The following is an 11,397-nucleotide window of genomic DNA, read 5'->3' as shown; positions in this document are numbered from 1 at the left end:
AATTAGCGCCATTTTGATTACTGTATAATTATTATAATTGCCATTCTCTGGCTATCAGCTCACTTGGTTGACTAGTTAGCCACTCTTGCGGGCGTAAGTAGTACTGATATAGGTTAGCTTCTGGGCTACTTGGCTCTGGTTTATAGTTATATTCCCAGCGTGCAAGTGGTGGCATAGACATTAATATAGACTCTGTGCGTCCGCCACTTTGCAATCCAAATAAAGTGCCTCTATCCCATACTAAATTAAACTCTACATAACGTCCGCGACGATAAAGCTGAAAATCACGTTGTTGCTCTGTGTATTCGTCATTTTTGCGACGTTCTATAATTGGTAAGTAAGCATCTAAAAAGCCATTACCCACCGATTGCATAAACGCAAAGCTCTTTTCAAAGCCCAGTTCATTTAAGTCGTCAAAAAATAAACCGCCTACTCCGCGCGTCTCATCTCTGTGCTTTAAATAAAAGTACTCGTCGCACCAGGTTTTGTATTTTGGATAAACTTCGCTGCCAAATGGTGCGCAAATATCATGAGCAACTTGATGCCAATGTTGTACGTCCTCTAATACTGGATAAAAAGGAGTTAAGTCAAACCCGCCACCAAACCACCATATTGGGTCTTCACCTTCTTTTTCAGCTATAAAAAAGCGCACATTGGCATGACTTGTTGGTACATGAGGGTTTTTTGGATGGATAACTAACGACACACCACATGCATGAAAACTTCGCCCTGCAAGCTCTGGCCTATGCGCTGTTGCAGAGCCAGGCATTGAAGCGCCAAATACGTGTGAGTAATTAACTCCACCTTGCTCAATTACAGTACCGTTTGTAGTTACACGCGTACGACCACCACCGCCTTCGGCTCGCTGCCAATTATCTTCTATAAATTTAGCGCTGCCATCTGCGGCCTCTAAACCTTGGCAAATAGTGTCTTGCAAAGCCATAAAGTATGCTTTTACTTGATCTAATAATTCGCTTTGCATATTAACCTCTAAATATTTTGCCAGTCATGGCGTCTTTTATTGTGCTTGGCTGAGTATTACCACCTAACGGCTCGTCAACGTAAAAACCAACTTGCTCTGCAAATTGCGCTTTAGCTTGCTCAATACTAATAACAGTTTCTTGCCCTGTTAAGTTTGCACTGGTTGATACTAGTGGCTTACCAAACTCTTGGCATAAACGTTTTACTGTTGGATGGTTTGTTACTCTTACTGCAATGGTATCAAACTGCCCAGTTAACCATTTAGGCGTATTTTTAGAAGCGGGCATAACCCATGTAATTGCAGCAGGCCAACTGGAAAAAATATCAGCGCGTTTATCCATTGGTATTTTTGCATCATCTACGTATTTTAATAACTGCCCGTAATTATCAGCAATTAAAATAAGCCCTTTTTCAACCGGACGCTGCTTAATAGCTAATAGTGCCTCAACGGCTTGTTGATTATCTGGATCGCAACCTAAACCATACACAGCTTCTGTTGGGTATAAAATAACTTCGCCTTGCGTTAAGCATGTTATTGCAGTGGGCGTATTTGAAAGGTCTGACAAAGTAGTCTCCAGATATAATTAAACGTTATTCAGTTGGGGCGAGCTTATGCATGCAACTTTTTTGTGGGCATTGCAATAATGTACCGTTTGCCATATTTCTTTCTATGACGATTGGCCAATTACATTGTGGGCAAGGGTGTTCGACCGGTTTGTTATTAAGTGTGTATTTACAACTTGGGTAGCAATCACAAGAGTAAAATACTTTACCAAACTTATTACTACGCGCGACTAAATGCCCTTTTTTACATTTTGGGCAACTAGGCAAAGTGTCTTCGCTTTGTTTTTCTTCATTTTCGTTAGCAATGTAATGACACTCTGGATAACCCGTACATCCAATAAACATACCGTAGCGACCATTTTTAACCACCAGCGGTTTGCTACACTCAGGACATGCCGAATCTTCTAATATTTTGATTTCATTACTATCATGATGTGCCAACGGTCTAATAAAATCGCATTTAGGATAACTTGCACATCCTAAAAAAGGGCCTGATTTACTATTGCGGATCACTAACTCTGAACCACACTGTGGGCATATCTCGTATTCTTTTTCGAGGGCGTGCTTGTTCGCCGAGAAAAGCGAATGGTCGATTTTACTCATGGTGATCCTAATAGGTTGGTGAATTTTCGCCTAATATACCCAAACCACTTAAAGATACAAGCAATGCCGTGCTTATCCGTTTAAGTAATTTGAGTACAATCAAGATAATTTACTCTAATGAAGAAGTTCGCTGGGCTCATCAAAAATCAAATCTTCCATTTGCTCATATGCCTCCTCAGAGCCAGGAACATTAAACAAAATCATAAGCACAATCCATTTTAAATCCTCTAAGCTTATGTTTGGTTTATCGAGTGAGGCTAAACAGTCCATTACCATTTCACGAGTCACATTGTTAATAACGCCTATTTGCTCAATAAACATTAAAAAGCCACGACACTCAGCACTGAGCCTTTGGCACTCGCTATCGGTAAATATACGCACTGCATCTTTAGGGTTAGCTATTAAATAAGGAGATTCGTCACTGTGTTGTAAGTCGGCCAGTTGCTCTAACCAATCAAGCGCTTTAAATATCTCAGGCTTATTAAAACCCGCGCGTAATAACTCATCGGTTAGCTCATTTTGCTCGGCAAATATATCCGCTTCGCTATGAATGTAATTTTCAAAAAGATATAAAAGAATATCAAACATATTACCTTCCTGCGCTTAACTTAATATAACCATCTAGCACGCGCTCAATCTGATCGTCTAATTCTAAATCGAGCAATCTCGCGAGTACTTTATCTATGGGCCACTGAGCACGACGTACAATGTCGTCTACGCTGGTTACTTCAAAACCAATACTATTTAAAACCTCACATTGAGAATTGGCTTGAATCGGTTGCTCTTTATTACCTAAGTTACTGTCGTAAGTAAAACTCACCTCATCAAGAATGTCGGCTACGTTTTCTACTAGCTTAGCGCCTTGCTTTATTAAAAAATGACTTGCCTGCGCTAACGGGTTTTTGATAGAACCCGGTACTGCAAACACCTCTTTATTTTGCTCAAGCGCATAGCGTACTGTTATTAACGAACCGCTTTTAATTTCAGCCTCAACAATAAGCACTCCCAACGATAACCCAGAAATAATACGATTACGACGCGGAAAATTATGTGCATGCGCCGCCGTTCCGGGTAAAAACTCACTCACCAGCAGGCCGCTTTCTAAAACTTGGTCTGTTAATAGTTTATGGCGTTTTGGATAGTAAATATCAACCCCAGTACCGAGCACTGCTATAGTTTTACCCGTACCAGCAAGAGAGCCCTTATGCGCTGCTCCATCTATTCCCCGTGCCATACCTGAAGTAACTGTAATACCAGCCAAAGTTAACTCGTATGCAAATTCTGAGGCTATTTCAAGCCCGGTGCGTGTCGCATTACGACTTCCTACTATTGCAATTTGCGGCGTAGCTAATAACGAGACATCGCCCCTGCAAAATAGTAATAAAGGCGCGCTGGAAATCTGACGAAGATCCTCAGGATAAAGCGCATCAAAAATACAGACTACGGTAATGCCCTGCTGCGCAATTAATTGCTCATAATGATTTACTTGCTGCCAATTAGTGTTGAGTAAATTACTCGCTTGATTAGCAGTTAATCCAAGCTTTAAAAGCTTGTCATGGGGTAAGTCGAATAACGACCCAAGGGAATAATGTGTAGATAATGCTAAAAGGGTTTTTATACCCAACCCTTTACACATATAAAAGGCAAGCCAGTGGGCTAGCTTGCCAGATGACTGATCCATGCTCTCTCCTAGAGCACCGACTCGCTACTTCTTAATGAATAACTGCAATATCTCCAATGCGAATTGGGTGCTGGTTTTTAGTTATTAATGCATAACTTACTTTGTCATACACTTTAAAGACAATTAGCTCGCCAACTTTTTCTTTAGGCATAGTCCACGTTGTATTTTCTTCGTCAGACTCACCACCAAATAATTGGCTTGCATCAGATAAAAGCTTCTCGTATTTACTAGAATCTTCTGGGTAACGAGGGCCACGAGGACCATCAATAACCGTTGGCGATTGACGTTCGAGATCTAATACATGACCCGCTTCTATATTTTGTTCACTGCCTAAGTTTAGCACCACAACATCCATTGTGCTGAATTCTCTAACGTGGCGTGGCGAAGCAATAATATTACCTGTTACAGGCTCAGATGGACGGTGTATATTAAAGTACGCTGGAAGCATTTGACCTTCCATTGCCGGCATTAAAAAATCGCCTTGCTGAATCTCTCGTTTAACAGATTCAACACGTAATGACGAAGGCACGCCATTGTGTTCGTCACCCGATCTAAACGCTCGTGCGATACCCACGTAAGATGCACGCGTTGCTAACACTTCACCGTTTAAATCAGTGTAGGGGTCACCCTTATGGTAAATGGCATATGCTTTATGTACTTGTAAGTCGCCTTTAACATATAAAATATGGCCTAACGTTTGTGTTTTAGTATTTTCGTTAGCGCCTAAAATATAAGGCTTACCTTTAATATCATCACTGTTCATTGCTTGCTCAAAGCTAATGTAAGGCTTAATCATTTCAAGCGGCAAAGTGGTAATAGCATTACGCCCTTTTGGCGTAATGCGACCCTGAGGAGACAATTTTCTATAAGCTTTATTGATCACTAAACGCGGGTTTCCATCTGCATCGTATATAAGCGCCAATGCATCACCAGGGTAAATAAAGTGAGGGTTATCAATTTGTGGATTCATTTGCCAAAGTTCAGGCCAGAGCCAGGGCTCATTTAAATAGATGCCAGAAATATCCCAGAGCGTATCACCTTTTTTTACAACATACTGTTTTGGTGCATCTTTTTTTATTTTAAGTACATCAGCAACTGCGGGAAACGCAGCACTAAACACAAGCACGATCGCAAGTAATGGAGATTTCATTGAGCTTCCTCGTATTGTTTTTTCATTATTATTGCCCAAAACCTGTTAAAGGTGAACGCGAATGGCTAAAATAAGAGCATACAACACCCTAAATTAAGCACAAGTGAAAAAGGTAACTATGGCTAGGTTAGAAGTTTTAAGATTTCCAGATGAGCGTTTACGTACTATAGCAAAAGATGTTGCACAAGTTGACGACACAGTACGTCAAATTGTAAAAGATATGCTAGAGACAATGTACGATGAAAATGGCATTGGGCTTGCAGCTACGCAAGTAGATATTCATCAACGAATAGTTGTTATTGATGTATCAGAAGAGCGAGATGAGCCACTGGTATTAATTAACCCACAAATCATCAAAAAAGACGGATCTACTGTTAGCGAAGAAGGCTGTTTATCAGTACCTAACTCGTACGCAAAAGTAGACCGAGCAGAAACAGTAACAGTCGCTGCACTTAACGAAAACGGTGAAGAATTTGTATTAGATGCAAATGAATTACTGGCTATTTGTATTCAACACGAACTAGATCACCTTCAAGGTAAGCTGTTCATTGATTACTTATCTCCATTAAAGCGCCAACGTATTCGTAAAAAGCTTGAAAAAGAAGCCAAGTTTGCAGAACAGTAATAAGCACCTTAGGAAAACTCAGTGACTCAACCATTACGCATTATATTTGCCGGGACGCCGGACTTTGCCGCACGTCATTTACAAGCGCTAATACAAAGCGAACACCAAATAGTGGGTGTATATAGCCAGCCAGATCGCCCTGCAGGTCGTGGTAAAAAATTAAAAGCCAGTGAAGTGAAAGCGCTAGCGCTTGAGCACAACTTACCGGTTTTTCAGCCACAGTCATTAAAAAATGATGAAGCACTAGCAGAGCTAACAAGCTTAAATGCCGACATTATGATTGTTGTAGCGTATGGCTTAATTTTACCTAAAGCTATATTAGAAGCTCCACGTTTGGGTTGTTTAAATGTGCATGGTTCTATATTACCGCGCTGGCGCGGTGCTGCACCTATTCAACGCGCAATTTGGGCAGGTGATGAACAAACCGGCGTAACAATAATGCAAATGGATGAAGGGCTAGATACCGGCGATATGCTACATATAAGCCGCTGCCCTATTAGCACGACCGAAACTAGCGCTAGTTTATATACAAAGCTTGCTGAGCTAGGTCCAGACGCGTTAATTGAAACCATTAATAAATTAGCAAATGGCGAGATCACCCCTGAGCCTCAAAATGATGAACTTGCTAATTACGCTAAAAAGCTTTCTAAAGAGGAAGCTAATATTGACTGGTCCATGAGCGCGCTGCAAATTGAGCGTAACATTCGCTCTTTTAATCCATGGCCAGTGTGCTTTACCCAAATGGGTGGGCAAACAGTAAAGATTTATCAAGCGCAGGTTGTGCTGCAATCAAGTGATCCTGGGCAGATTTTATCAAGCGACAAAAATGGCGTAGTAGTGGCGTGTGGCGAACATGCTTTATGTATTACGCAATTACAACCGCAAGGTAAAAAACCAATGGCAATTAACGACTTTTTAAATGGTCGTAGTGACTGGGTTACCCCTGGCACAATATTAGGCGATAACAATGAGTAATGTTCCAAACGTACGAGCGCTGGCCGCTGAAACTTTATATAACGTAGTTGATAAAGGCGCATCGCTTAATCAAGAACTTCCATTTGCAAGCCAAGGCTTGCCGCCTAAAGATAAAGCGCTGCTACAGCAGATTTGTTACGGCGTTTTACGCTACTTACCGAGCCTTGAAAATTACTGCCAACACTTAGTAGAGCAGCCACTAAAAGGTAAACGTAGAATATTTCAGTTTTTATTATACGTGGGTATTTATCAGTTACAGCATATGCGCGTACCACCGCATGCTGCCATTTCAGAAACGGTAAACGCACTGGCTCAACTGCGCGCTTTAGGATTAAAAGGGCTAATAAACGCTATTTTACGTAGTTTTCAGCGCCAACAAGCAGAGCTTGAAGAAAAAGCAAAGCTGATCCCTGTGTGCTTATACAACCACCCAAATTGGTTTATCAAACAAGTTAAAGAAGCCTATCCAGATAGCTGGGAAGAGATACTTGCAGAAAACCAACAACAAGCACCTATGTGGTTACGTGTAAATCAATCGCAATTTAGTACGCAAGAATACAGCGATATGCTTAGCGCTAACGACATTGAACACACCTTAAACCCAGACTTTATAGATGGGATTAAGCTTGCCAAACCACGCGATGTATTTTCATTGCCTGAGTTTGATACGGGTGCATGTTCAGTACAAGATGCAGCAGCCCAACTTGCAGCACGCTTTTTAGAACCTAAAGCAGATGACTACATTTTAGATGCCTGTGCAGCACCTGGCGGTAAAACATGTCATATATTAGAGCTTGCTGATGCAGAAGTACTTGCACTTGATAGCGACGCAACTCGCCTTGAACGTGTTAAACAAAACTTAACGCGTATTGGCTTAGGTGCAGACCTACAATGTGGCGATGCTTCACAACCACATACTTGGTGGGACGAAAAGTTATTTGATCGTATTTTGCTTGATGTGCCTTGTTCGGCTACTGGCGTAATTCGCCGTCACCCTGACATAAAATGGTTACGTCGCGCATCAGACATCGAAGACTTATCTAAATTACAAAGCGATATTCTTGATAGCATTTGGCCTCTGTTAAAACCAGGCGGCACATTGGTATATGCTACGTGTTCGGTTCTTCCACAAGAAAACCAACAGCAAGTTGCTAAGTTTTTAGCTAATAACGATGACGTAGAGCATATTCCGCTACACGAAAACGATACCGTAACAACTCCTGGTTTGCAGTTATTACCCGGTGAAAGTGATGGATTTTATTACGCTAAACTAGTTAAAAAAGCCTAATAGCCGTACACTGAATAGTTAGCCATTTATGAGATATTAAATGGCTATTTTTTTAATTAAATTATGGTCAATACCACGGGTAAATAATGAAAATAATTATACTCGGTGCCGGGCAAGTTGGTGCTACGCTTGCTGAAAACTTAGTTGGCGAACAAAACGAAATTACCGTTGTTGATATAGATGGTAACCGATTACGTGAACTTCAAGATAAGTACGACTTACAAGGGGTTATGGGCCACAGCGCGCATCCTGATGTATTACGCCGTGCAGGCGCTGAAGATGCCGATATGATTATAGCTGTAACCAGTTCAGATGAAGTGAACATGGTGGCATGCCAAGTGGCATACAGTATTTTTAAAACCCCCACTAAAATTGCCCGCATTCGCTCAGAGCAATATTTAAAATACCGCGAAAAGCTTTTTCAAAACGATGATTTACCAATCGATCATTACATTGCCCCAGAAGCACTGGTCACTAAGTATATTCGCCGTTTAATTGACTACCCTGGTGCTCTGCAAGTATTGCAGTTTGCCGATGGCATGCTCTCGTTAGTCGCCGTAAAAGCTTACTATGGTGGTTTATTAGTAGGTTATGCATTATCTGCACTTAAAGAACATATTCCTAATGTAGAAACTCGTGTTGCCGCTATTTACCGCCAGGGTAAAGCAATAAAGCCACTGGGTACCACCGTTATTGAAGCCGACGACGAAGTATTCTTTATTGCCGCAACAAAACATATACGCGCAGTAATGAACGAGCTACAAAAACTTGAGCGTTCGTACAAAAAAATTATGATCGCTGGTGGCGGTAACATTGGTGCAGGCCTTGCCCGCTCACTTGAAAAAAATCACACCGTTAAACTTATTGAACGCAGTAAAGAACGTGCTGAGCAGCTCTCAGAAATGCTCGACAACACGGTCGTTTTTTGTGGTGACGCATCTGATCAAGAACTACTTTCAGAAGAACATATAGAACAAGTTGATGTATTTATTGCCGTAACCAACGACGATGAAGCAAACATTATGTCGGCCATGCTTGCAAAGCGTATGGGCGCACAAAAAACCATGGTGCTTATTCAGCGTGGAGCTTACGTTGATTTAGTACAAGGCGGCGAAATAGATATTGCCATATCACCGCAACAAGCCACTATATCAGCGCTATTAACTCACGTACGACGTGGTGATATTGTTAATGTGTATTCACTACGTAAAGGTGCGGCAGAAGCTATTGAAGCGGTTGCCCATGGTGATGAAAACACATCTAAAGTGGTTGGTCGTGCAATTGCCGATATAAAACTTCCAGCGGGTACCACTATTGGCGCAATAGTACGTAATGACGATGTACTGATAGCCCACGACGATACAATTATTATGTCGGGCGATCATGTCATCATGTTTCTAATCGACAAAAAACACATTACCGTTGTAGAAAAACTATTCCAAGTAAGTGCTATCTTTCTTTAATTATTTCCTTTAATTTGTTAATTGAACACACAAAAAAGCCGCTGACTAAGGCGGCTTTAGTGGAGTATACTTAAATATTGATTACTGTACTTTTGAAAACTCTTCTTTAGAGATCTCACCGTTTCCATCAGTATCTAAATCATCAAAAATCTTTACAAGCTGAGGATTAACCTTCGCTTCTTCCATTGAAATCGCGCCGTCGCCATCTGCATCAAAAGAGGCAAAGTCTACTGCTGCGTATGCTGCTGATGAAGATGCTAAAACGATAACTGCAAGTGTTGTATTTAATGTTTTCATAATAATATTCCTAGTAAAATAGGAAGTCCTTTTCAAAGATCCCTGACTGTGAAAATGTTTAACCTAAAGAGGTTAATTAGTAATTAGCAAACTCTTCTTTAGAAAGCTCACCGCTAACGTCGGTATCTAGCTCAATAAACTCAGCCATTAAATCTGTATCGACTGCCGCTTCGCTTGGGCTAATTGTGCCGCTACGGTCGATATCAAGGCTGTCAAAATCTGATGCTGCAAATGCAGCTGAAGAAGACGCTAGTGCTATAAGTGCTAATGCTTTATTTAAATGTTTCATAACTTAATCCTTCAATGTTCTATCAAAAAAATTGCTTCGTTTAACTTAAAACGTAATTTTTCACTTCCTTGTTATCCTCTTTCGTAAACTCCCTTGCCTACTTAGGTTGTCTTTGGCAACTCAGGATAAATACTTTAAATTAAGCTTCTGAAAATTCTTCTTTTGATAACTCACCATTTTGGTCAGTATCAAGTTCTGAGAACATACTCATTAATTTTGCGTCTACTGATGCTTCTGCTTGGCTAATTGTGCCACTGCCATCCACATCAAGTGTGTCAAAGTCTGTTGCAGCAAAAGCGGCTGAAGAAGATGCAATAGCGATAAGTGCTAAAGTTTTATTAATGCTTTTCATAATATGTATCCTTCAAATTTATGTGTGCGATTAAGTATTTCACTTTGAATCACGATTTCGTTCAGTACACCTAGACTATTACAACTTAGATGCCAACATTTAAAAGCTATTAAATTTCAGATAGTTAAATGTAAAACTCATAAAAAGAAGAGATTTTTAAAGTAATTACTGTTGCCTTTTAGCAACGCACTTCAAAGTGGATATATTAAAACTATTAAAAACATATAGTTATGTTTAGATAAAAAGATACATTTTTAAATGTATGGAAATTCAAGAAGGGGATTTATAGAATAATTCAGATAAATTTTAACGAGGTAGATTTAATAACACAAAAAAAATTACAAAAAATAATACGTAATACATTGTTTTATTTAAATAATAATTTTAATTATAAAAATAATAAAAAGTATTTTATAAATACTGACGTAAAACACCTTTTTGTTGCAAATAAGCGAAAAGCTATTTATTCAACGGTAGGTTCGAGCGCTGAAGGGTCTATAAAATGCTCTTTCATAAAAGTTTTCATTTCATCCTCGCTTGCTAGTAACTTAATTCCACAACGCACGCCTGCGGCATGCTCTTTAACACTGCAAATTTCGCCTTCAAAATCTTTATCACGACTGTTGAGTATTACAGTGCATTGCATATCTTTCAGATTTTCATCCTGCTGATCGCCTCTAATATCAAACATTACTCCTGTTAGCGAAATGTCTTTAATAATGCCTTCAAGTACTCTGTCGTCAATTAGTTTTAGTTTTGCGGGTAATAAGGTAGGTATACGCGTTTGCGAGCGTAGCGCAAATAGCTGCACTTGCTTGGGGAAATGAATAAATATTAGCTTTGTCGGGTGAAACGCTATTGACATAATTTGCTGCCGAAATGCAATAACTTGTCCTCCAACTAACGCCCTTACAACAACGGAAACCCCATCATTCAAATAATCACCGGCTTTAACTAATCGTTTGGCGTTTGGATAGTTTAAAATAATAAACTTATCATCTAACAAGCCAATAAACTCTGTTTTTAAGCGTTTACTATCTGTTGGAGTAAGAATTTCCAAATCGACCATACTGCCGCTAACTAACTTATGCAGTTTATCTAAATTTGTTACTAACATATATTTCCTCCA

General features: G+C 40.0%; 14 protein-coding genes. 4 read left to right on the top strand and 10 right to left on the bottom strand.

What is annotated here, in order from left to right:
- Window positions 1-31 precede the first annotated feature (31 nt).
- From hemF to PX700_RS18850, 6 genes are all read right to left on the bottom strand, one after another.
- Entirely contained in the window at window positions 32-982 is a 951-nt protein-coding gene (gene hemF / locus PX700_RS18875) for an oxygen-dependent coproporphyrinogen oxidase (protein ID WP_479521562.1), read from the bottom strand.
- Between the two features lies 1 nt (window position 983).
- The gene (gene tsaC, locus PX700_RS18870; protein WP_004335153.1) at window positions 984-1,547 is read right to left on the bottom strand and encodes an L-threonylcarbamoyladenylate synthase type 1 TsaC; all 564 of its coding nucleotides are present in this window, start codon (window positions 1,545-1,547) and stop codon (window positions 984-986) included.
- 25 nt (window positions 1,548-1,572) lie between these two features.
- Complete coding sequence (locus PX700_RS18865) at window positions 1,573-2,148, bottom strand: DNA topoisomerase family protein (RefSeq protein ID WP_166421555.1); 576 nt, start codon at window positions 2,146-2,148, stop codon at window positions 1,573-1,575.
- Window positions 2,149-2,262: 114 nt separating this feature from the next.
- The gene (locus tag PX700_RS18860) at window positions 2,263-2,736 is read right to left on the bottom strand and encodes a DUF494 family protein (RefSeq protein ID WP_024593216.1); all 474 of its coding nucleotides are present in this window, start codon (window positions 2,734-2,736) and stop codon (window positions 2,263-2,265) included.
- A gap of 1 nt (window position 2,737) precedes the next feature.
- The gene (dprA, locus tag PX700_RS18855) at window positions 2,738-3,829 is read right to left on the bottom strand and encodes a DNA-processing protein DprA (protein ID WP_479521561.1); all 1,092 of its coding nucleotides are present in this window, start codon (window positions 3,827-3,829) and stop codon (window positions 2,738-2,740) included.
- A gap of 31 nt (window positions 3,830-3,860) precedes the next feature.
- On the bottom strand, window positions 3,861-4,979 hold the full coding sequence (locus PX700_RS18850) for a LysM peptidoglycan-binding domain-containing protein (RefSeq protein ID WP_479521560.1): 1,119 nt from the start codon (window positions 4,977-4,979) through the stop codon (window positions 3,861-3,863).
- A 118-nt stretch (window positions 4,980-5,097) separates the two neighbouring features.
- Here PX700_RS18850 and def point away from each other — a divergent pair, with 118 nt between their 5' ends.
- The 4 genes from def (at window position 5,098) to trkA (ending at window position 9,330) form a co-directional block, all read left to right on the top strand.
- Window positions 5,098-5,604, top strand: a complete 507-nt coding sequence (def, locus tag PX700_RS18845) for a peptide deformylase (protein WP_479521559.1) — start codon at window positions 5,098-5,100, stop codon at window positions 5,602-5,604.
- A gap of 21 nt (window positions 5,605-5,625) precedes the next feature.
- Window positions 5,626-6,579 carry a methionyl-tRNA formyltransferase gene (gene fmt, locus PX700_RS18840; RefSeq protein WP_479521558.1) on the top strand — a complete coding sequence of 318 codons (954 nt, stop codon included), beginning with the start codon at window positions 5,626-5,628 and terminating at the stop codon, window positions 6,577-6,579.
- Window positions 6,572-7,867 carry a 16S rRNA (cytosine(967)-C(5))-methyltransferase RsmB gene (gene rsmB / locus PX700_RS18835; protein WP_479521557.1) on the top strand — a complete coding sequence of 432 codons (1,296 nt, stop codon included), beginning with the start codon at window positions 6,572-6,574 and terminating at the stop codon, window positions 7,865-7,867. The genes fmt and rsmB overlap by 8 nt, the downstream gene beginning before the upstream one ends.
- A gap of 86 nt (window positions 7,868-7,953) precedes the next feature.
- Window positions 7,954-9,330: a Trk system potassium transporter TrkA gene (gene trkA / locus PX700_RS18830; protein ID WP_004335170.1), complete on the top strand. Its 1,377-nt coding sequence runs from the start codon at window positions 7,954-7,956 to the stop codon at window positions 9,328-9,330.
- Between the two features lie 81 nt (window positions 9,331-9,411).
- Here the strand turns inward: trkA and PX700_RS18825 are convergent, their stop codons facing one another.
- The 4 genes from PX700_RS18825 to PX700_RS18810 all read right to left on the bottom strand — a co-directional run bounded on the left by PX700_RS18825 (window position 9,412) and on the right by PX700_RS18810 (window position 11,385).
- Window positions 9,412-9,627 carry an EF-hand domain-containing protein gene (locus PX700_RS18825; RefSeq protein ID WP_415638661.1) on the bottom strand — a complete coding sequence of 72 codons (216 nt, stop codon included), beginning with the start codon at window positions 9,625-9,627 and terminating at the stop codon, window positions 9,412-9,414.
- Between the two features lie 76 nt (window positions 9,628-9,703).
- Entirely contained in the window at window positions 9,704-9,916 is a 213-nt protein-coding gene (locus PX700_RS18820) for a calmodulin (protein ID WP_415638660.1), read from the bottom strand.
- A gap of 139 nt (window positions 9,917-10,055) precedes the next feature.
- On the bottom strand, window positions 10,056-10,268 hold the full coding sequence (locus PX700_RS18815; RefSeq protein ID WP_004335175.1) for an EF-hand domain-containing protein: 213 nt from the start codon (window positions 10,266-10,268) through the stop codon (window positions 10,056-10,058).
- 463 nt (window positions 10,269-10,731) lie between these two features.
- On the bottom strand, window positions 10,732-11,385 hold the full coding sequence (locus PX700_RS18810; protein ID WP_479521556.1) for a flagellar brake domain-containing protein: 654 nt from the start codon (window positions 11,383-11,385) through the stop codon (window positions 10,732-10,734).
- Between the last annotated feature and the right edge of the window lie 12 nt (window positions 11,386-11,397).

It is taken from the genome of Pseudoalteromonas sp. TP27, from assembly GCF_056470645.1.
The sequence above is the reverse complement of the archived record's forward strand: the minus strand, read 5'-3'. Positions and strand labels throughout refer to the sequence as shown.